22 protein-coding genes are annotated in these 21,498 nt (G+C 40.1%); 11 read left to right on the forward strand and 11 right to left on the reverse strand.

Annotation, left to right across the window (positions count from 1 at the left end; genetic code table 11):
• Positions 1-35: 35 nt before the first annotated feature.
• A complete protein-coding gene (locus KO561_RS01645; RefSeq protein ID WP_231095419.1) occupies positions 36-1,127 on the reverse strand; it encodes a citrate synthase/methylcitrate synthase in 1,092 nt (363 codons plus the stop codon).
• A 118-nt stretch (positions 1,128-1,245) separates the two neighbouring features.
• Between KO561_RS01645 and KO561_RS01650 the strand changes: the two genes are divergently transcribed.
• A complete protein-coding gene (locus tag KO561_RS01650) occupies positions 1,246-2,127 on the forward strand; it encodes a LysR family transcriptional regulator (RefSeq protein WP_231095423.1) in 882 nt (293 codons plus the stop codon).
• A 29-nt stretch (positions 2,128-2,156) separates the two neighbouring features.
• Here the strand turns inward: KO561_RS01650 and KO561_RS01655 are convergent, their stop codons facing one another.
• Both KO561_RS01655 and KO561_RS01660 read right to left on the reverse strand, forming a co-directional pair.
• Positions 2,157-2,957, reverse strand: a complete 801-nt coding sequence (locus KO561_RS01655; RefSeq protein ID WP_231095424.1) for a sugar phosphate isomerase/epimerase family protein — start codon at positions 2,955-2,957, stop codon at positions 2,157-2,159.
• A 982-nt stretch (positions 2,958-3,939) separates the two neighbouring features.
• Positions 3,940-4,806 carry an SDR family oxidoreductase gene (locus tag KO561_RS01660; protein ID WP_231095425.1) on the reverse strand — a complete coding sequence of 289 codons (867 nt, stop codon included), beginning with the start codon at positions 4,804-4,806 and terminating at the stop codon, positions 3,940-3,942.
• 128 nt (positions 4,807-4,934) lie between these two features.
• On the opposite strand from KO561_RS01660, the gene KO561_RS01665 reads away from it, so the two are divergent.
• The 3 genes from KO561_RS01665 (at position 4,935) to KO561_RS01675 (ending at position 8,751) form a co-directional block, all read left to right on the forward strand.
• Positions 4,935-5,855: a TetR/AcrR family transcriptional regulator gene (locus KO561_RS01665; RefSeq protein ID WP_231095426.1), complete on the forward strand. Its 921-nt coding sequence runs from the start codon at positions 4,935-4,937 to the stop codon at positions 5,853-5,855.
• Between the two features lie 5 nt (positions 5,856-5,860).
• A complete protein-coding gene (locus KO561_RS01670) occupies positions 5,861-7,315 on the forward strand; it encodes an MDR family MFS transporter (RefSeq protein ID WP_331000818.1) in 1,455 nt (484 codons plus the stop codon).
• Positions 7,316-7,392: 77 nt separating this feature from the next.
• The gene (locus tag KO561_RS01675; protein WP_231095429.1) at positions 7,393-8,751 is read left to right on the forward strand and encodes an amino acid permease; all 1,359 of its coding nucleotides are present in this window, start codon (positions 7,393-7,395) and stop codon (positions 8,749-8,751) included.
• 8 nt (positions 8,752-8,759) lie between these two features.
• Here the strand turns inward: KO561_RS01675 and KO561_RS01680 are convergent, their stop codons facing one another.
• From KO561_RS01680 to KO561_RS01690, 3 genes are all read right to left on the reverse strand, one after another.
• On the reverse strand, positions 8,760-9,488 hold the full coding sequence (locus KO561_RS01680; RefSeq protein ID WP_231095430.1) for a YqcI/YcgG family protein: 729 nt from the start codon (positions 9,486-9,488) through the stop codon (positions 8,760-8,762).
• Between the two features lie 55 nt (positions 9,489-9,543).
• Positions 9,544-10,176, reverse strand: coding sequence for a LysE family transporter (locus KO561_RS01685; protein WP_231095431.1), 633 nt, complete (start codon positions 10,174-10,176; stop codon positions 9,544-9,546).
• A 113-nt stretch (positions 10,177-10,289) separates the two neighbouring features.
• Positions 10,290-10,508 carry a hypothetical protein gene (locus tag KO561_RS01690; RefSeq protein WP_231095432.1) on the reverse strand — a complete coding sequence of 73 codons (219 nt, stop codon included), beginning with the start codon at positions 10,506-10,508 and terminating at the stop codon, positions 10,290-10,292.
• Between the two features lie 164 nt (positions 10,509-10,672).
• Here KO561_RS01690 and KO561_RS01695 point away from each other — a divergent pair, with 164 nt between their 5' ends.
• Positions 10,673-11,092: an organic hydroperoxide resistance protein gene (locus KO561_RS01695; RefSeq protein ID WP_231095433.1), complete on the forward strand. Its 420-nt coding sequence runs from the start codon at positions 10,673-10,675 to the stop codon at positions 11,090-11,092.
• A gap of 92 nt (positions 11,093-11,184) precedes the next feature.
• Here KO561_RS01695 and KO561_RS01700 read toward each other — a convergent pair whose 3' ends face one another.
• Positions 11,185-12,576, reverse strand: a complete 1,392-nt coding sequence (locus tag KO561_RS01700; RefSeq protein ID WP_231095434.1) for a vWA domain-containing protein — start codon at positions 12,574-12,576, stop codon at positions 11,185-11,187.
• Between the two features lie 607 nt (positions 12,577-13,183).
• Between KO561_RS01700 and KO561_RS01705 the strand changes: the two genes are divergently transcribed.
• From KO561_RS01705 to proC, 3 genes are read left to right on the forward strand one after another with little or no spacing between them, the layout of a single operon-like run.
• Entirely contained in the window at positions 13,184-13,813 is a 630-nt protein-coding gene (locus tag KO561_RS01705) for an SGNH/GDSL hydrolase family protein (RefSeq protein WP_231095436.1), read from the forward strand.
• A gap of 3 nt (positions 13,814-13,816) precedes the next feature.
• Positions 13,817-14,194, forward strand: coding sequence for a GNAT family N-acetyltransferase (locus KO561_RS01710; RefSeq protein ID WP_231095437.1), 378 nt, complete (start codon positions 13,817-13,819; stop codon positions 14,192-14,194).
• A gap of 21 nt (positions 14,195-14,215) precedes the next feature.
• Positions 14,216-15,010 (forward strand): pyrroline-5-carboxylate reductase, encoded by a 795-nt coding sequence (proC, locus tag KO561_RS01715; protein ID WP_231095438.1) that lies wholly within the window; start codon positions 14,216-14,218, stop codon positions 15,008-15,010.
• A gap of 29 nt (positions 15,011-15,039) precedes the next feature.
• On the opposite strand, the gene KO561_RS01720 is transcribed toward proC, so the two are convergent.
• From KO561_RS01720 to KO561_RS01730, 3 genes are all read right to left on the reverse strand, one after another.
• Positions 15,040-16,506 carry a flotillin lipid rafts scaffold protein FloT gene (locus tag KO561_RS01720; RefSeq protein ID WP_231095439.1) on the reverse strand — a complete coding sequence of 489 codons (1,467 nt, stop codon included), beginning with the start codon at positions 16,504-16,506 and terminating at the stop codon, positions 15,040-15,042.
• Between the two features lie 10 nt (positions 16,507-16,516).
• Positions 16,517-17,047 carry an NfeD family membrane protein gene (locus tag KO561_RS01725; RefSeq protein WP_231095440.1) on the reverse strand — a complete coding sequence of 177 codons (531 nt, stop codon included), beginning with the start codon at positions 17,045-17,047 and terminating at the stop codon, positions 16,517-16,519.
• A gap of 114 nt (positions 17,048-17,161) precedes the next feature.
• Positions 17,162-17,602 carry an OsmC family protein gene (locus tag KO561_RS01730; RefSeq protein WP_231095441.1) on the reverse strand — a complete coding sequence of 147 codons (441 nt, stop codon included), beginning with the start codon at positions 17,600-17,602 and terminating at the stop codon, positions 17,162-17,164.
• Positions 17,603-17,837: 235 nt separating this feature from the next.
• On the opposite strand from KO561_RS01730, the gene KO561_RS01735 reads away from it, so the two are divergent.
• Both KO561_RS01735 and KO561_RS01740 read left to right on the forward strand, forming a co-directional pair.
• Positions 17,838-18,791: a processed acidic surface protein gene (locus KO561_RS01735; RefSeq protein ID WP_231095443.1), complete on the forward strand. Its 954-nt coding sequence runs from the start codon at positions 17,838-17,840 to the stop codon at positions 18,789-18,791.
• A gap of 12 nt (positions 18,792-18,803) precedes the next feature.
• Entirely contained in the window at positions 18,804-19,397 is a 594-nt protein-coding gene (locus tag KO561_RS01740; RefSeq protein ID WP_231095446.1) for a class D sortase, read from the forward strand.
• A gap of 189 nt (positions 19,398-19,586) precedes the next feature.
• On the opposite strand, the gene KO561_RS01745 is transcribed toward KO561_RS01740, so the two are convergent.
• Positions 19,587-20,777 (reverse strand): CynX/NimT family MFS transporter, encoded by a 1,191-nt coding sequence (locus KO561_RS01745; RefSeq protein ID WP_231095448.1) that lies wholly within the window; start codon positions 20,775-20,777, stop codon positions 19,587-19,589.
• A gap of 116 nt (positions 20,778-20,893) precedes the next feature.
• Here KO561_RS01745 and lepB point away from each other — a divergent pair, with 116 nt between their 5' ends.
• Entirely contained in the window at positions 20,894-21,442 is a 549-nt protein-coding gene (gene lepB / locus KO561_RS01750) for a signal peptidase I (RefSeq protein WP_231095451.1), read from the forward strand.
• The last annotated feature ends 56 nt before the right edge of the window (positions 21,443-21,498 follow it).

The raw sequence follows: 21,498 nt of genomic DNA on the forward strand, positions 1-21,498 counted from the left end.
GAATGGTTCCATGAATAGAAGTGAGGAGGCTTATTCTACTGTTGAACTGGAGGTCCGATATATTGCGATTGTGGACGGAAGATTGTGTTATTAGAGGCTTGCTCTAAGCTGTGCGCTGTCCACCCAACCACTCGGCTTGCAGTAAACGTAGGTGTGAAATAGGCAGGTTTCATTTGGACGGATTTCATAATAGCTGCTGCGTAAAACTCTACGTTCGTGTACAATCGTCTACCTGGTTTCCATTCATTTAATAGGGTTATTGCTTGTTTTTCTACTTCTATGGCTAAGTTTAACCATGTGTCCTGTCCAGACATTTGCAACAGTCGTTCTTTCAAGACCTCGGCGCGTGGGTCAATCGTCCGGTAGACGCGGTGCCCGAATCCCATCAACTTTTCTCCGTTTTGGAGTTTTTCTTTGATTACCTTTTCAACGTCTCCATCCTTCATAATGTCATCTAGTAATTGAATAACACCAGTCGGAGCACCACCGTGTAAGGGTCCCTTCATTGTACCAATGGCGGATGTTACAGCAGAAATGAGATCGGATTCCGTTGATGTCGTCACTCTAGCAGAGAAGGTAGAGGCATTTAATCCATGATCCATCGTTAGGATTAAGTAAGTCTCTAATGCTTTCTTATGATAAGGAGAGGGCTCTTTTTCGATTAATAAGTGCAAATAGTAGTCCGCAAAGCCTGTACTGTCAGGGTGGGTTGAAAACTTTTTCCCTTCTAATTGTGCCTTTCTAAATCCGATGATAGATGGAAGTAAGGCTGTAATGTGAATGGCTTGTTCATTTAAAGTTTTTTCATGAAATGCATGGCTACTTAGGGAAGATATGGTGGTGCGGAGGACAGCCATTAAATCTGTATCCTTTGGTAAGCTACCCAGTACGTTTTTTACATGTGTAGGAATTTTCCGATAAGCGTTCATTTTCCTTTTCAGTTCCTGTAATTCCTCGGCGTTCGGGAGGTGTCCTTCCCAAAGTAAATGAGCAACTTCTTCAAATGAGTAGTGTTTGGCTAAATAGGGTGCCGAGTATCCTCTATAAATTAACTCCCCTCTTTCTCCATCTACATGGCTAATAGCGGTTTCCGTTGCGATGACTCCTTTTAAACCTGGTTGAATCATTCTCATCGACTCCTTTTTATACGGGGTTACTTAGAATTATAAAAGGTTGGTATTATTATGAAAATTAAATATAATTAAATAACATGATTATGAATACTAATCAAAAGGGGAAATCGGAATGGAATTAAGTTGGTTACGAACGTTTGTCACCGCTGCAGAAAAAGGGAATTTTCGAAAAACAGCAGATTTATTGTACGTGTCTCAGCCAACTGTAACGGTTCATATTAAGCAGTTAGAAAAGCATTTAGGGGTTGCCTTGTTTGAGCGTAATTACAATCGGGTGGTTCTATCTGAAGAAGGAAGAAGTTTTTTACAGCATGCAAGACGCATTCTAGCGGTTTATCGGGAAACGATGGACGATATGAATGCTTTGTCACAAGGGTATTACGCCAAATTAAGGATTGCGATTTCTCCTCTGATCGCCGATACGATTCTGCCCTTTGTGTTAAAGCAATATGTAACCCAGCATCCTGAGGTTGAGGTGACGGTGAATATTCTGGATTCTGTAGAAATTGAGGAAGCGGTCCAAAAAGAAGAGGTGGATATTGGGCTAACCTGCTTACCGGCTAAAAAGGAAGGGTTAACAACGGAGCTATTATATGAAGATCAAGTCATCCTCGTCACTAGTCATGATGGTTTAGATAGTGAATCGGCTCCACCGATAGAGATAGAAGAATTAATGGACACCCATTATATTCTGTCCCATAATCACCCTGGCTACTGGGATCCCCTTCTACGCGAGTTAAAGGCACTGTTCCCAAAACTGAAGTCCATGAAAGTTTCTCAAGTTCATATAACAAAGCGCTTTATCGTGGAAGGGATTGGCATTTCTTTTTTACCTAGCTCTACGGTGAGAAGAGAGCTTTTGGAAGGAAGACTCATAGAGGTGTATTGGCCAGAGAAAAACTTACCTCAAGCCAATACATACGTGATTACCAAATATAATCACTCCTTGGAAAAAGAATTTATGAGGTTTCTAACAAACTATCACTATACGTGAAAAAGGACCGCTAATGGTCCTTTTTCTATTTAACTGAGGTTCTGTATCGAGTTATGTTTGTGAAGAAAATGTTTTAAGTACTTGGTATTCGTTAAAAGACTGTATAGTGATTTGTTATTTTCAAATCCCTCAATGACAACAGGGCTTCGAAAAGAAAGTAGTTCTTCGAGGAAAGGATCAATATTTGCCGATCCTGTGCCAAGAGGAAGATGGTTTACGTATTCATTGCTATCACTTACGTGTACTTTGTTTATCCGGTTTGTTCTTTTGAAATAATCCAGTATATCTTCGGTAATGGGAACATGGGCAGCATCAAAGGTCGTGCTCACATTACTCGGTAGTTCTTCAAGCAATCGATTGATCTGTTCAGGTGACATAATCATTTCTTTTTCCTTCGGTTCCATGAGCTCTAAAGACAGTTCAACACCCGCCTGGTTGGAAAATTGAGCGAGGTGTTGTAGGTTTTCAATCAAGAGCTGATAATGATAGTCTAACCAATCCGACTCTAGTGTCATTTTTCCAGGGTGGATGGTCACCGAATTCGCTCCAATTTGCTGTGCGAGAACGATAGATTTTTCAATTTCTCGAATGGATTGCTTTTGAATTCCTTTATTCAAGGACGTAATATTAAGATCCCAATTAGCAGCGTGTAAGCTTATATCGATTCCACAAATTTGATTCGTCTGAATGATACTTTCAATAGTGGTGTCATGATACCACACTTGTTCTGCCCAAACTTCTACACCACTGTATTCTAGTTGCTTCGCGATACGAAGGACATCATTTATCGGATACGCCCAGCATAAAGTGGAGGATAGATAGAGATTCATTTAACCAGCCCTTTCTTAATCCACAGATTGAGGTGCAAGCTAACACAAAACGAACAAATAAGATAATCCCTTCTTCTCATCATAAGGGGTATATATGAAGGGTATTTAAAAGAGACGTATAGATTGTGTGAAGTTTATGTAAATTTAAAAGATGCTGGGACAAAAGTGTTTTAATCCTAATAAAATCCGAACTATGCTTCGAAAATTTTTTAACTCAGAATTCGAATTAACTCGGATTTTGTTGGGTGATTTTGTGAATTTTGTTACTAATAATATATAACATGCGACGTAACGAAATAAGGACTCGTATATACTTTATCAAGTTGACTGCTAATGCGGCGCTGCGGAAAAATACTCGCTTTCCGTGGAGAACGCCTCAGCCAGGCTACTACATCGGATAATCATCTTTGCTGACTTGCACCGAGGAAGCTTACTTCGAAGCGTTACTAGAAGACGCAGGTGCATCTTTTGGGGTCTTCAACTGTTCCTTTCCCACAGGACAAGGAATACTGCGGAAGCTTAACCTCGCACGCAGAAAATTGGGGTTTATTTTCAAGGAGTCTCGCATTTTTCCGCAGCTTAGTACGGAGTTCTTTTCAAGTCAGAGTTGTTTCTTGGTCTATTCATTTTATAGGTTTAATAACCTACTATATTAGAAAATACCTACAAGCGTAGGCAGAATGCGGAGACTCCTGCGGGAACAGCGCGAGCCGAAGATCCCGCAGGACAAGGAAAGCTTCTTAGAATAAACATCGCACACAGAAAAAGCGGGTTTCTTTTTCAAGGAAGTGGGGTTCTTCCGAGGAAGCTGAGGCCGTGCCCGCGGAAAGCGGAGTATTCTGCCGAAGCGCGGCATCAAGCTTCACTTCATTATTCTTTCAATAAATTTTTAATTAGAGTTATGACGCAATTTATATCAACTATGAATAAAATCCAACTACTAGAGTGGGATGTTATAGTTTTGTCCTAGTCTCTTTCAGAATCAAGAACTTACCATTTTCCCACCATTCACATGAATGACTTGCCCAGTTACATAAGAAGAATCAGAAGATGCTAAATAGACATAAGCAGGAGCGAGTTCAAATGGTTGACCAGCTCGCTTCATTGGAACGTCACTTCCAAATGTTGCTACATCCTTTGCAGAAAAGCTTGAAGGGATTAATGGAGTCCATATTGGTCCAGGTGCAACGGCATTAACGTATATATCTTGATCGACTAAGTTTTGCGACAAGGCCCTAGTAAATCCAACAACGGCTCCTTTCGTTGCTGAATAATCCAGGAGCTGTTTGTTTCCTTCATAAGCCACAATGGAGGCAGTATTAATGATCTTAGCACCTTTTTTTAGGTGGGGTAATGCTGCCTTTGTTATATAAAAGAAAGCAAAGATGTTCGTTTGGAATGTATCTTCTAACTGCTCCGGTGAGATGTCTAGAAGACTACTTTGAGGGAATTGAACACCGTGATTGTTTACTAAGATATCAATTTTACCAAAAGCCTGAAGTGTGGATTGGACAACATGCTGGCAGTGTTCTTCCTTTCTTAAATCTCCAACAATAAGCAAGCATTTTCTTCCTAGCTGCTCAATCCTCTGTTTGGTACGGAAGGCATCTTGGTTTTCATATGGATAATAGTAGGCAATTACGACATCTGCTCCTTCTTTGGCAAAGGTAATAGCAGTAGCTGCCCCGATGCCGCTATCTCCCCCTGTAACAATCGCTACTTTATTGTGTAATTTTCCCGATCCTTTATATTTTGGATCCTCGACAATTGGTGGAGGTACCATTAATCCCTCTATTCCAGGCTGTTGCGGTTGGTGCTGTGGTGGGAAATTTGCATTTTTAGAGTCCATGAACACTCCTCCTCTTATTTGAAGTCTTTTTTAACGTATTCAGGGAAATGGGCAAGAGTGCATGTCAATTGACAGATGGATAAGGCTCCCCTATAATTCTAACCATTGTAAAACTATAGAGTTCATTTTTGACTAATCAGTCACTCGGGGTGAAACGTGTGAAGGATAAACGACTTCCAATCATGAAAGCGGCAATGCATTTATTTTCTTCAAAGGGTTATTTTTCTACTTCTGTTCAAGAGATCGCGGATTATTGCGGTGTCTCCAAAGGATCGGTGTATAAGTGTTTTAATTCTAAAGAGGAGCTACTTCTCCAAGTCTTTGAGTATAACCATCAAAACATGATGGCTCGGGCAAAATCAGTTAGGCTTAATGAGTCTCTCTCGCCTGAAGAGAGATTTGTGAAGATGATTGTTGTGGAACTAGAGGGGCTAATTGAAAATAAAGATTTCTTTAATGCTATATCCAAATCTTTGCCGAAAAACAACCAGGTTACCTTGTTCATGAGAAATATTAGAAGGATAATGGTGAATTGGCATAAAAGTATTCTCGAAGACATATTTGGTGAGGAGGTTCAATCAAATATATGGGATATCACCTTTATGTTCCAAGGGATTTTGAAGGAGTACACACATTTAATTACGCAAGAACAAAAGACTCTTTCTATCGAAAGGCTAGCGAAAGCCGTTTATGATGCGATAGAAGCTGTGGTTGAAAGGCGAAAACAGAAGGATGCCGTCATTTCTTACGCTTTGATGGGTGATTATGAGGCGATTTCCAATCCCTTTTCTTTTGATGAGAAAGAAACAGTTGGGAATTTTCTAAAGCAAATCAAAGAAAAAATCGAGACTTTAAATCTAGAAGTAGCGGTAAGAGAAGAGCTGTTAGACTCAGTAGAGTTATTAGAAAAAGAAGAGCAACAGGAAAAACCGAGAATGTTTCTTATAAAAGCTATTTTAACGTTTTTATCAGGTTTTACTGAATTAGAACCAGAGTTGGAAAACCTTCGACTCGTCTTATTGCATGATACATATAATGAAAGGGGATGAGCAGTATGACAAGTGATTTATCGGAGGGAAATGAACAATCCTTTAATCGGCTACCCATCGTTGCTGTTCTGTTAGCGGGTGGGTTCGTTGCCATTCTCAATCAAACGTTATTAGCAACAGCCACTCCACATATCATGGCTGATTTTAATATTTCGGAGAATACAGCGCAATGGCTAACGACCATTTTTATGCTCGTAAACGGGGTCATGATTCCGGTAACAGCGTTTTTAATTGAGACGTTTACAACAAGGAGGCTGGTGTTAGTTGCATTAAGTGTGTTCGCAGTTGGAACGGCGGTCTGTATCGTTGCTCCTACCTTTTTTATCTTAATGGTCGGAAGAGTGATTCAAGCTAGTGGGGCAGGAATCATGATGCCGCTTATGATGACCGTATTCTTGACGATTTTCCCGATTGAGAAGCGTGGTACAGCGATGGGAACTGTTGGATTAGTGATCTCCTTTGCACCGGCGATTGGCCCTACCTTGTCGGGATGGATTGTAGAAAATTATCCGTGGAGAACGATGTTTATCATCATTTTACCGATCATTATCATTGATATTATTTTTGCCTACTTAGCGATGAAAAATGTAACGAAGCAGACCTTCCCTAAAGTTGATATTCTTTCGATCATCCTTTCTACCTTCGGGTTTGGAGGATTGCTTTATGGCTTTAGCAGGGCCGGAAGCATTGGCTGGGGGAATTCCCAAGTGATTATAGGATTAATCATTGGTATGATTTGCTTAACAGCGTTTATCATCCGACAATTCAAGCTCACACAGCCGATATTAGAATTTCGGGTTTTCCAATACAAAACATTTACGATTACAACGGTAATTGGAATGATTGTGTTTATGGGTTTAATCGGATCTGAAACGATTTTACCGATATACATGCAGAACATGGTCGGTTTTTCTGCCTTGGAATCTGGTTTTATGATCATGCCAGGTGCGCTTTTAATGGGGGCTATGTCTCCCATTACGGGACGTATCTTTGATAAGATTGGTGCTCGATTGCTCGCCATTACAGGATTATCGATAATGACGATTACGACATTCTTGTTAACCAATTTATCGGCAAACACGTCTTTAACCTATTTAACGGTTGTCTTTGGAATTCGGATGTTTGGTATGTCCATGGTTATGATGCCAGTAACAACAGCCGGGTTAAATCAGTTACCATTAAAATTGATTGCACACGGAACAGCTATGAATAATACGATGCGCCAAGTTGCAGCTTCCATCGGTACGGCGATTCTTGTTACGGTGATGACAAGTGCGACACTCAGTACAGGAACAGTTGAAGACCCTACCGGTCGGATTCACGGTGTTAATATGGCCTTTTGGGTAGCATCAGGACTGTCAACCGTAGGTTTACTGCTTTCTTTCTTTATTAAAAGTCCTGATAAACAAAAGAAAGAGAATAATATGTCATCTACCGAATTAAAAAAAGCGGAATCCTAGAGGTTCTGGAAGATAAAAGCTGGAATAAATCCCTCCTTCATCTGTCACACTATACGAGATGAACGGAGGGAATTTTCATGTCTAAGGGTAGTCAGAAAAAAATGAAGTGGTGGCAGCTATCCTTGCTAGGAGTTGGCTGTATTATAGGAACGGGTTTCTTTCTAGGTTCTAGTATTGCAATTAGGCAAGCAGGACCAGCAGTACTCGTTGCTTTTTTATTTGCAGCATTAGCAACTTATATTGTGTTTGATTCCTTAGCCCAGTTAACGGCAGAGCAGCCGCAAAAGGGTTCCTTTAGTGCCTACGCCAAAAAAGCGTTTGGACACTGGGCTGGCTTTAGTAATGGCTGGGTGTATTGGTCGTCGGAAATGCTCATTATGGGTAGTCAGTTGACCGCTCTGGGCATTTTTACACAATTCTGGTTTCCAAATATGCCGTTATGGTTGTTAGCAACTATCTTTGGTGTTCTCGGTCTGCTTGTTGTTTTAACAGGGATAAACGGATTTGAGCGCTTTGAAAATATATTTGCCGTCGTCAAGGTAGCGGCGATTCTGATGTTTATTATTATTGCTTGTCTAGCCTTGTTCGGGGTATTTGAAGGAGATCAAGAGCCAGCTGGAGCACCAACCACTTATGGACAATTTTTATCCAATGGTTGGATGGGACTATGGACTTCCTTTATTTATGCTTTTTATGCCTTTGGTGGAATCGAAGTCATGGGGATTATGGCAAATGAATTGAAGGATCCGAAGGAAGGACCGAAATCAGGAAAAGTAATGCTTTCCTTACTTACGACCATTTATCTTATATCGATTGGCTTAGCCCTCTACTTAGTATCATGGGATACGTTTACGACTGAAGACAGTCCTTTTGTCGTTGCATTGGAGCAATATAACCTTTCCTTCGTTCCCCATGTTTTTAACGGTGCGTTAGTGATTGCGGGATTTTCGACCATGGTTGCTTCCCTTTACGCGATTACAACAATGCTCGTCACTTTAGCAAAGGCAGGAGATGCCCCTAAGGCGTTGTCCAAAGTAGGGAAAAAGAACATTCCATATCGCGCTTTGTCTCTAACAACTTCAGGTCTAATATTATCAATCGTTGTGTCTTTGCTTCTACCGGATAAAATCTACGAATATTTAACCACGGCAGCAGGACTTATGCTTCTATATACATGGTTATTTATCTTACTAAGTTTTAGAAAGCTCATGGACTTAGCGGCCAAGGGGAAGATATTCAATGTTGTAGGGATGCTTCTTATTATTCTTGCAGTATTTGGTACCCTGTTTGATCAGGCGAGTCGACCGGGCTTCTTTATAAGTTTATTGTTTTTAGTACTTATTGGTATCGTCACACTAATGATGAAAAAGAAATGGAGAAACGAAAAACCATCCTCTGACTCCAACACTTTATGGGATAAATATGAAAAAGACTAGCTTCCTAACTAGTCTTTTTTCTTCGTATGAAAAGGACATTTATTCAAGGAGGATTGATCATCTCGTAGAAAATACTGTTTGTATTCATAATTTTCTTCGGTCCTATACACTTTGAGGTCAGGATGCGGTTCCACAGAATCGTATGCTTTTAACCTCTCCCTAATTTGTCGCTTTAATTTCTTGGACGGTGGTTTCTCCAAAAACGTATCAAACACCCAACGAGGGGTAATGGCAAACATCATATATGGAAAAAACCGACTTTGTCGGTTTTGGTGAGCAGGAGTTGCGCAAAATAAAAAGTAGCGCTCTCCATTAAAGCAGTACTCCCAAAGGGCATGATGAGGATCCTCTGGTATGTCAGCTGGCCATCTTGTCTCGTCCATTTCGTGAACCTGTTGAAGGATATCCCAATACCACGTCTCATAATCGGAGACTGAAGTCTTTTCATCACCGCTAAATCGATTAAAGAAAAGAACTAAGGACGTATTGTCGCCTATTTGGTTAGAGACCTTCCCATAGGCTTCGAGTATTTCAGCCAAGTATTCTGGTGTTTGCGGATCCTTTGGGCTAGGCAAAAAGCCGAATCGTAGCTGACCCAGATGAAATCCTTGGGTAGCAGGAATACATGGGAATTTATGCTCCTTATCCGTAAACTTTTCTTGAAAAGCATGGAATGCATCCATTCGCCAGTTTTTTTCAGAAGACTGTTCCAGTTCATTTTTTCTAAAAAGGTGCATGCAAAAGCCTCCTTCCCATGCAATGTATTACAGAAAGGAGGCCTCTGTGCCTGTCTTATAGATGAAAGATAAGCTTAACGGCTTGATAACCAAAATACACACCAAATCCGATTAGTGATAGCCCTGACAATCTAGATAACCCAATTAGTAAACGGTTGTTCATCAGCTTTCGGAAGGTACTTGCAGTGAATGCCATGGAAAAATCCCATATAATAAGTCCTAAGATGATGGCTGCACTATATAACATAATATGAGACTTATCGTATTGAGCAACCGTATTTGCTAGTACGGACCCATAAATGCCTAACCAAAATAAAATGGAGAGTGGATTCGAGACCGTTAACATGAAGCCCGTCCAAAATGTTTTCTTTGGAGAGCTTTGCGTTTTATTTCTCTTGTCTACGGTAAAAGAAGATGCTGTTGCAAAGCTTTCTATCCCGGTATAAATGAGGACAAAGCACCCAAAGGACCATAAAAAGGATTTCATGAATGGAATCTCTAAGAAATTAACGATACCGAAGTAAACGGCAACCATAAAGAGCATTTCAGCAAATAAAGAGCCTATTCCAATAAGCCAGGAGTGAAGAAACCCGTCTTTTAACCCCTTGTCCAATTGTGCGGCATTAATAGGACCGATTGGAGCAGCTAAGGATAACCCTAGAAAAATATAACTTAGAAATGTATGCATGTTGATTCTCTCCCTTAGTGTTCAACTTGTACATTTCTATTCGAGAATAGGAAGATTCATTACAACATGTACATAAAAAACTAGTACATTTGCGATGTACTAGTGATCGGTTCCTATAGGTTTTGGTGGGTTTCTTGTAGCAGGCGTAATAGATCAAGCGCACGATTTAAATCTGGACCTGAAGCTCCTTGCTGTTGCGCTTGAATGACTAAATCTTCCGCCTGCTTTAGTTCTCTTTGAGCATCTGTGTATAAAAAAGGGTTTCCTTGTGCGCTCTCTACAGTATTCCGGGCAGACTCAAGTGCATGAAGGGCTTGTTGCATGGAATCCAATTTACATCATCCTTTCTCTTCATAGGATTGGAAATAATTTTGAATTTATCCATTCGTTTTGAAGAGTATTTCGTTAAATTTTACCAACTAGAATGTTTAATTTATACTAAAGGAAGGAATACCATATAGGTAGCCCTAAAAGAAAAGGAAAAGGAGTGGAAGCAATGAGCGACGTTTTATTTACATCACATGCGACAGCAAAAGGTGGAAGAGACGGACACGTAAAATCGGATGATGGTCTTATTGACCTGAATCTAGTCAATCCTGCAGGAAATTCAGGAGGTACAGGCTCCAATCCGGAACAACTATTTGCAGCTGGTTATTCAGCCTGCTACGATGGTGCCTTAAATTTAATGGCATCCAAACAAAAGAAGGACATTGATTCAACGATTACAGCTGATGTAAGTCTTTTAAAGGATTCTTCAGATAATGGGTTTAAAATTGGTGTTGTATTGAATGTGGAAATTGGTGGAGTAAACCAGAGTGAAGCGGAAGAGCTTGCGAAAATGGCACATGACTTCTGCCCATATTCTAAAGCAACACGTGGCAATATTGATGTGGAACTGAAAGTCAAAGCTGTTTAATATACTTAAAAGAACGAGACCATTCATTCAAAGAATGGTCTCGTCTTTGTTCATGGTTTAATAAAATGTCCAGTTTCGAAGAGTAATAATGATCACTCCTCTTTATTGGAATCGTAGGTTTCATCTATTTCTTCTTTCGTTTCATTATAGGTTGTTTCAATGATCGTTAACTTTTCATCAAAGTCGTTTTGAAGTTCCTTAACTATTCGGGAAAAGTACTCTTCCAGGTGTTCAATGGTCAGGTTAAACACTTCTTGATCCATATCATGCTGGTTCTTTGCCTTGATTAAAAGGTTATTGACTTTATTTTTGTAGTTGATCAATCTTACATTCGTATCATTTTTAAGATTAATCAGGTCCACATTATCCTGGTTTTTTTGATTGATGGCATCGACAGTATGTTGGTTTCTCCAGTTGATCCATTGGACGAGGGTTTGATTCGATTTCTTGAATTCACTGACGAGCTCCTGCTGATTATTCGCCTGAATGTATCTTCCTTCTGCTGCTTCGGCCACCTTTTCCAGCTGTTTCCTTTGTTCTGAACCGACTGCGAAACCAATGACGTTGATAATCGGTTTGATATCGGTTGATACAAGATCTTCCGCAACCTGCGCAGGATCTCCGTCGCATGTCTCCTCTCCGTCTGACACTAAATAGATAACGTTAGTGTTTGCATCACTTTTTAGATCTTCAAGTGTCTTCCCTGCTTGTTTTAGTGCTGACGCAATTGGCGTCCAGCCTTTTGGATCTACACTAGCAAGTGCCTTGTCGAATTCTCCGTTGTTATATTTTTTTAGAGGATAGATTTCTTTTATACTTTTACAAGAGAGCTCCTTATCTGCGTCACTGCCTGAACCTTTATATCCATAAATGGTAAGGGATACATTCGTTTTCTCTGGCAGATTCGACACGAATTCTTTAATGGCGTCTTTTGCAATCTCCATCTGGCTTTTTCCATTTTGTTCTGCTTTCATTGATCCAGATGCATCTAAAATGATAGCTACATTTATGTTTTCCTTCACTTCTCGCCCATTTAATTTCAGTCCGCTGCCGTTTTGCAAGTCCTCTAGTGTGATTTTCCCACGGGGTAAAAAGGAAGTAAGACCGGGAAGTTCCGGGTGATAGTGGGTAAAAAGAAGATGATTGATTGCAGCAGCTCTTGTCTCAAGAGAGCTCTCCTGGTTTGAGATGGCTGAAATCTCCTGAGTGAACGTTTCTTCTTCAGAATCTGATGGTTCATTATCTTCTCCCCACCATTCTCCGGTCACTGCTTCTTCTGCTTCTTTTAAAGAGGATGGATATTGAAAAGAAGCGTCGGCTTGAAGGGCAGTTGTTGTTTCTTCATCATCCTTGTTTTCCTTTGTCTGTTTTTCTCCGGTTTCTTGATCATTCGTTTGCTTCTTAGAAGATGATTGAGTACTATTCTCACAGGCTGCAAAGACCAATAAGCAAACAATCATCACTAGCAGCTTCCAAGCTTTCATTCGTCATTCCTCCATACATATAATTCATCCTTTTCTATCATACTTGAGCCCTGTAAAGGAGTAAATAAGTAGGAAATAAATAGGAAATTCGACATAGGAACAGAGATAGTTCTCAATAACCGGGATGTTAGAAGGTCTTGAAAACGATATGAATCCTCATCAAGAAAAGGAATGGCTTTTGTGAATCAGGAAGCTCGCTGACTTATTCACTTGGTGAATGAAAACATGGATTATGATAGAATACGTTCGAATCATCTATGCGACTATGGTCGTTTGATTTTAATCTTGATAAACATTGTAAAAAATTGTATTCAGTTTACTGGCCAAGGAACTATATATCTTCAAGGGAAAAAGGATATAAAAGGATGAGTATAGAAGTCGAAGATAGAGGGATTGGAATGGATCCTGGAAATTTAATCCGTTTGGGAGAAGTTTTTTAAAGTTGATGTTTCATGGACGAATACAACTTATGGTGAGTTTGGGTTAGGATTATCCATTGAAAACAACTAGTGTTCAGTTGCATGACAGACATATTGAATGGAAGGGTCTGAAAGGGGAAGGGGGCAACCTCTATAATAGATTTGCCACTCTCTAAAGGAGGATTAACATGAAAGATTACGCTAGGTTCTTATTTATTGGGGACAGTATTACAGATTCTAATCGAATAGAAGACGAAGAAGGTATTGGTTTTGGATATGTACGGAATATTAAAAACCATCTCATCCTGACCTATCCAGAAAAGTCGTTGGAAGTCTTAAATAAAGGAGTCAGTGGAAATAAAATCACAGAACTGGAGGAGAGGTGGGAAAAGGATGTGTTAAGTCATCAGCCAGATTATTTGAGCATTTCCATTGGGGTAAACGATGTTTGGCGCCAGCTAGATAGTCCTCGTAAGGAACAAGTAACGCCAGAAAAGTTTTTAAAGATATACACACATTTGTTGGATCAAGTTAAAGGAAAAACGAATGCCGATATCATTCTTATGGAACCAACCATACTGCAGGAAGACATTGATTCGGAGGGCAATCAAAAACTGAGAGAGTATGTGCAAATTGTCCAAGAACTGTCTAAACACTTTGACACAATCTTGGTTCCGACTCATCAAGCTTTCATTAACTTCTTATCGGTCAACCAAAAGACCCCATTAACGACAGACGGGGTACATATGAATTCGGTTGGGGACATGTTAATGGCTCGTACGTGGGTCAGTGCTTTTCATGAGAAGGTAGGCTGGTAATCCATGTTCAAATTACGGCAAGCTAATGAGATGGACTTCACTAGCATAAACCACCTATTAAATCAGGAATATGGCACAGGGATGGATTGGAAGGACAAAGCTCTTATCCAAACGATTGTGGTGGAAGACCAGGGTGAGCTGGTAGCTTTTACACCTATCCAGTTCGCAAAAGATAGTTTTTATCTTCCTTATTTTTTTGTGAAAAAGGAATACATCCGGAAAGGAATTGCTCAGCATCTATTTGAAAAGGTGAAGAAGCTAGCGAGAGCGAATCAAGTTACAACCATTCAAATGGCAATCAATCTATTCGATGAAGAAACGATTCATTACTATAAAGAAAGACTCGTTATGGAACGTGAAGGTAAACTTCTCGTCATCTGAGTTTGAAAAGGGGAGAGAAGGGTGCAAAAAATATTAACGATTGGTGCTGGAAGGATGGCCCAAGCAGTCATATCTGGTATTCTACAGCAGGAGGAAGAAACCTTTCAGGTAATAGTGAGTAACCGTGATAATCTTGAAAGATTAGCTCAGGTGAAGGAAAGCTATGGAGTGGAAACGACCGATAATTGGAAGAAACATCTGACAAGCTCGGATATTTTATTTTTGGCGATTCCACCTAGGGAACAAGAGAATCTCTTGAAGGAAGTATCCCCTTATATAACAAATCAACTAGTATTCAGTGTGGCCGCAGGAGTTGGAGTAAAAGAATTAGAAAACCAGCTTCCAGATGGAACAGCGGTTGCTTGGGTGATGCCGAATACGGCTGCGGAGATAGGACAATCGATGACCTTGTATGCCTTAGGACAGCATGTGAAAGAAATGCACAAGAATACATTAGAAACAATCTTACGTGGAATTGGTCCTGCTCAGCTTGTGTGTGAAGAGCAACTCCATGCCCTAACACCGATTACCGGAAGTGCCCCAGCCTTTGTTTATCAAGTAGCAGAAGCGTTAGGGAAAGTCGCAATGACAAAAGGAATAGAGGAAGACGTCGCCCGAAAACTTGTTTCTCAAATGATTTTGGGATCGGCACAAATGCTTTCTTCGGGTCAAACGCCCAAGGATTTGATGGATCAAGTCGCTACACCAGGTGGATCAACTGCTGCTGGTTTAAAGGTATTACAAGTGGAAGGAATTGAAGACATGTTTGAAAAGGCTATAGAAGCGTGTTTGGATAAAAATAAACAGGTCTATTAAAAAACTCGGGGATATCCCCGAGTTTTTTGCTAAGATTGATCATCTGGCTTATGGGTTTCGGTAGGCACATTCGGTGCTGCTACTTGTGCTAGGTTTGAATTAATTTTCGATTCGCTTTTCGCTGCAACGTTATCTAACATCCCTTTTAAGTCAACCCCAGATACATCCTTTAATGTTTCCGGTAATTGGCTCATTAGCTTCGTTACATAGCTGCTCATTCTTGTCGCGCCATCCCCTTCGCCGTTTCCGTGATCTACTACCGTCACTTTATCAATCGAGCGAACAGGATCGGCAATTCTACCGGCAAAATCAGGAAGCATGTTGATAATCATTTCTAAAATTGCTGCTTCGCCATACTTTTCCATCGCCTCGGCGATTTTCTCTTTGGCTTCCGCTTCGGCAAGACCTTTCATTCGAATAGCCTCTGCTTCTGCTTCCCCGTCTAAGCGGATTTCTTCCGCCTCCGCTTCGGCATTTTTCACGCGAGCGACTTTATCGGCTTCTGCCTTTTGTTCTGCCGCATAACGTTCAGCCTCTGCTTTTTTGGAAATTTCTGCTTCGTACTGGCGCTGTTTACGTTCTACCTCACGAGAATCGATTTCAATTTGTTTGTTTTTTTCGACGAGTTGAATGTGCATTTCCTCTTGTTTGACTTGCTGTTGTGCTTTGGCTTCTTGAAGCTTATATGCCATGTCCGCTTCTGCTTTTGCCGTATCTTGATCACGTTTATAGGAAGCTACCTTCAACTCTTTTTCTTTCGTTGCTTCCGCAATATGTGTTTCACTTAATAATTCCGCACTCTTACCTTCGCGTTCTGCTTGGGCTTTTTGAATCCGGGCATCACGAATAGCGTTGGCTTCTGCGATTTGAGCGTCACGCTTTACCTCTGCAATACGTGGCTTCCCTAATGCTTCTAAGTATCCATTTTCATCTTGGACATCTTTGATTGTGAAGGAAACGATTTGTAGCCCCATTTTCTTTAAATCAACTGCGGCTTGTGTTTGAACCTCTTGAGCAAAGCGCTCTCGATTTTTATAGATTTCTTCGACCGTCATTGTCCCAAGGATGGCTCTTAGATGCCCTTCTAATACTTCTTGAGCTTCTTTTCTTAGCTCGGAATTATCTTTTCCTAGGAATTGCTCCCCAGCTGTTGCAATGCCTTCGGTTGTGCTTTGAACCTTAATAATAGCCGTTCCATCTGCCATAACCGGTACGCCATTTTCCGTGTAAACGTTCGGTGTGGAAATATCTAAGCTATGAGAGCGAAGGCTTAACTTTTCAGACTGCTGGAAGACAGGAACAACAAATGTACCGCCACCACGTACAATTTTAATCCCACTTCCGTCTTCGGATCGATGTACATTTTTATTACCTAAGAAGCTTCCTGTTACAATCATTGCGTCATCTGCACCAACGGTTTTATAACGAACCGCAAATAAAATAGCAAACGCAAGAAGAACGCCAACTACAGCACCAATTACAATAAGAAAATCCATCCAATTCCCCCTAGTTAAAATCTTTTAATTCGGAAACATACATAATTTGATCTTTTACTTCGATGACGACAATGTTCGTCCCTTGTGGGATGTCTGTTTCATCAAAGCTTTTGGCTGTTTCACTTCTGCTACCATTTGGTAGCTGTATAAACACTTCACCCATCCCTTGAGCAGGTATGGAAGTTATGACCTCTCCCATTTTTCCTTGTAAGTCATAAACGGAAATAGCATTAGAAGATTCAGCTTGAGACATTGGAATGATTAAGAAATAATACAGAAGAAAATAAGCGCAAATTCCAATGAAAGCACTGATGATAAGTACGAGGAGAGTACTCGCTTCGGTGTACTTGGTCAGCAAGACACCAGAACCAGCAATCACAGAGAGAGTTCCAAATAATAGGAGAGGATTAAAGAGTTCTCCTAACCCATCTAACAATCCGTCTAACAGGTTACCTAAAAATAAAAAGATGATAGCGATAGCTAAGCTACCCCATAACAACCACCAATAGATTTGTAGTGCATCAATAAATATCACCTCCAAGTTTAGTTACTAGTATCACAATATGTATTACGAATGAGAAACATTAAAGGTTCCATATAATTGGAAAATTAAGCGCAAAAAAAGAGAGACTAAAAGCCTCTCATCTGTCTTCCTTTACACGCCTGTCCAGCTGGATTCCATCTCAATACCAGCGGCATCGAAGGTTGCATACACCGGACAACGTTGATTGGTTTCTTTTTGTAATTGGGCTATTCTTTCCTCAGGCTCACTCGTTTTGACCTTTGCATCGAGTGTAACCTTAGAGAAATACGGTTGAACATCTGCTTTTCCTGCCAAACCTCTCGGGTCATAGTTTGCTTTAATATCGAAATGGATAGATTGTAGGTCGAAATCCATTTCATTTGCCACTAGGTTAGCGACGGCATTTTCACAGCCTGCAAGAGAGGTTAATAATACTTTCAGTGGATCTGGTCCAGCGTCATGACCCCCTTCAGAATATGGTTCATCAATGACTACTGTGTGGTCTCCCGTATGCATAATCGTTTGAAATCCAACGGTGCTTCCATGTACATGTATTTCTTTGTTATCAAGCATTCCGTGTCTCCTTTCCATAATTTCATCTTATGTTTTTCTATTTCCCAGCAGTTTATCCATTATAATTTCACGTTAGAGTGAAAAGTTATATCGATTATATAGTAGTATTTATGAGTATTTTATAGTTATTAAAAGTTAAATTGATTTAATTAAAATATTTGTGGAAATATGGGCTTAAATCGAATATAATGGCTTAGAAATGCAATTATTAAATTACTTCTAGGAGGAGTATTTTTTGAAAAAGTTCGTATCTTTTTTAGTGGTTGGTTTATTTTTAGTACAGGTCATGTTACCGACAATTGCAAAGGCGGCACCAAATGAAACAGAATTAAACGAGTATTTAACAACTTTGGGTTGGACGAAAACACAACTAGAAACGTACCTTCTGGATGAATATGATTCAACGTTAGCTGATTTTAGTACAATGGAAGAATTGGAGTTATTTTTAGGAGAGATCGTTACACCAGAAACATTACAAGCATTACTAGCTGATTATGGATTAACAGAGGTTGAATTCAATCAAGTACTAGCAGACAATGGATTAACGATTAACGATTTCAAATTTATTGATGATGTAGATTGGTTCTTAATGGAACAAGGGTATGTGAGTGGATCGTACGAAGAACTGCTGACGGTTATCAGTGATCTATTTGGATTATCGGACACAGAAATTGAGAAATTAACTGCACATTTAGATAGTATTGCTGTGGATGCGGATTTTGAAAAGAAACTAATGGAGATTTCTGCGCAATTAGAAAGTATGTCATCCTTTGAATCAGCATCTGATTTAACAGAACAGCAAAAGCAAGACTTCGTGAATGCGTGGAATGAATTATTAAGCTTGTTTGAAGTCCAAGCTAATTATTATTTAGATAAAGATGGTGTGACCACACCTGTTACAATGGCACAATTGGTGGAAATGGACGACACAGATGGAGCGTCCTTAGTGATTGAAATTTTCGACTTAGATGGGAACTTCCTTGCAGATCTCGTTTTGACAGCAGATATGTTCGGTTCAGATCTCATTGAAGAGGTAACTTCTGCACCGTCCACTCCTGTGACGAAAACAGAAGATGGTGGAAAGCTACCAAACACGGCGACTAGCAATGCTAACTGGATTCTTTTCGGACTTGTACTTGTTGGGGCAGGACTTTTCGTTAGTCGTAAGCGAGTAATGTCAGACAAATAAGGGTGATCCAACTTGCATAAGCGAACGTGGAAGGTCATTTCCATCCTGTTAGTGATTACAGGTATTATCGTAGTTGGCTGGAACTGGATGGCATATTTCTCGTTCCAGTCAGCGGAGAAGGACATTCCGAAAGTGGAAGCGAAAGCTCCAGAAAAGAAAAAGGAAACAAACGGAGTACAACCGTTATACGATAAGGCACCTAAGATTGGGGAAACGATTGGCACGCTCTTCATCCCGAAGATTGACGCGACTTTACCTATTGTTCACGGTACCGATGAAGATGAATTAGAAAAAGGTGTTGGGCATTATGCAAACAGCGTCTTGCCAGGAGAGCGTGATAATTCAGTCCTCTCGGGTCATCGAGATACCGTTTTTCGTAAACTTGGGGAGGTTGAAGAAGGGGACATTTTAGTCGTGACGACAAGCGCGGGGGAATTCACGTATAAGGTGACAGAAACCCGGATTGTGGATAAAGATGATCGAACGGTAATTGTTCCATCACGTAAACCAATTTTAACTGTCACTACCTGTTATCCCTTCAATTTTATTGGAGATGCACCGGATCGATTTATTGTACAGGGGAATTTAATTCAATCGGAAACTTAGAAGAAAAGGCTTGGATATCCAAGCCTTTTTTGAATTTTAAGATTCTTTTGCTGAAAATAAGCTTTATTTTTGATGTATAGCGGAACAGATGTCCTTGAAAAAGATATAATTGTACTTTCGCTTCAATAGTGGAATCAAAGTCCTTTTAACTAGTAGACATAATAATTAGACTTTGTTCGTTTTATGAACTTAATCCAATACATATTTGTCTCGCGCAGCACCTAATCCAAACCCAATCATGAGTATGGTGATCAATAAAATGGTAATAATAGGTGCTGTCCAGGAATGGGTGAGGTCAAACAGAAAACCGATAAAAATAGGTCCGCATGCCGCTAGCAAATACCCGATAGACTGAGCCATTCCTGAAAGTTCCGTCGCTTGTCTGGCATCAGCTGCTCTCAAACCTAAAAATGTAAGAGCAAGGCTTATACTAGCACCTAAAGTAATCGCAATAAAGGTGATACAGACCATTAACCAACCGAAGGAAGGTCGAGTAAGAAGACCACTATAGCCAATCAGTGCACAAATACCAATAATCCAAATAATTGCATGTTGTTGCTTCCATCGATTTGCTAAAATAGGGGCAAGGAACGTAAATGGTAAGCTTATAAACTGTAAAGCGGAAACTAACCATCCTGATGTACTCATGGAATAACCGAAATCCAAAAGTATTTCGGGTAGCCAGGATATCGTGACATAGAACAAAAAGGACTGAAGTCCCATAAATAATGTAACTTGCCATGCCAAAGCTGACTTCCATAATGCTACAATAGAAGTAGGTGGAATGCTCGGCTTTGCATATTGGTTTTGATCACGAAAGACGAAGAACCAAAGAATGAGTCCAACAACGGTCAAGATGCCCCAACTTAATAAGGCGCGTTGCCAGCCAAGATCTAGACCCAATGAAAGTGGTACACTTAACCCGGAGCCTAAGGCAGCAAATATGGCCATACAAGTTGTGTACATACTAGTCATCAGACTGACATTGTCGGGAAATTTCTCTTTAATGAGACCTGGCAAAAGTACATTACATATCGCAATTCCTAAACCGACGAAAGTGGTACCAACATAAAGTGTAAAAGAATGGGAAACCGATCGAGTACTTATTCCAATTAATAGAATAAGGAGGCCGATAAAGAGCGTTTTTTCAATTGTGAATCGGTGACCTAATCTAGGTGCAATTGGCGACATAAAAGCAAAAGCTAATAAAGGAAGGCTTGTAATTAGGCCAGCACTCCAATTTGATAAACCGATGTCATCTCGAATTAATCCGAGAACTGGACCTACTGATGTAATAGCAGGTCTTAAATTAAAGGCAATCAGTAAGACACCTGCAAGTAAAAGAAGAGAAGATGCTCGACTTTCTTGAGAATCTAGCATAAAAACCGTCCTCGCATTATATATTTTGAAAAACACATGATAAAGTATAGAGGAACATAAAAAAACCCGCAAATGTGGGATATATAATAACTAAAGCAATATAAAGGGTGAATGGGATGGGAAATAAAGCGAAAAAAGAATTTCTTTCATGGATTAAGTCCATGGCAATTGCCGTTATAATAGTCATTGTATGTAGACAGTTTTTGTTTACCCCCTCCGTGGTGAAAGGGGAATCGATGATGCCGAACCTTCATGACGGAGATCGAATTATTCTAAGTAAATTAGGAGATGTAGAGCGATTTGATGAAATTGCGTTTCACGCTCCGGACTCGAAGGATAATTATGTGAAACGGGTTATTGGTCTACCAGGAGATTCTTTAAAGGTTATAAATGATACATTATACATTAATGGTGACGAATATGAGGAGCCTTATCTTGAAAAGTATAAGGAACAGCTTCCGCCTGGACAGGCGCTAACCTATGATTTTACGCTAGAAGAAGTGACTGAGAAAGAGGTCGTTCCAGAAGGGTACTTGTTCGTTATGGGAGATAATCGTATGATTAGCAAAGATAGCCGGTACTTTGGGTTAATCTCCATGGATTCCGTAATTGGGGACGTGCAATTCCGTATTTGGCCATTAGATTCTATTGGAATTCCTAAGTGAAAATAACTTCCGAGCATATTAAATTTGAAGAAGGCTCAACGCTGGTTGAGTCTTTT

The organism is Radiobacillus kanasensis (assembly GCF_021049245.1).
In the GTDB taxonomy this organism is placed as follows: domain Bacteria; phylum Bacillota; class Bacilli; order Bacillales; family Amphibacillaceae; genus Radiobacillus; species Radiobacillus kanasensis.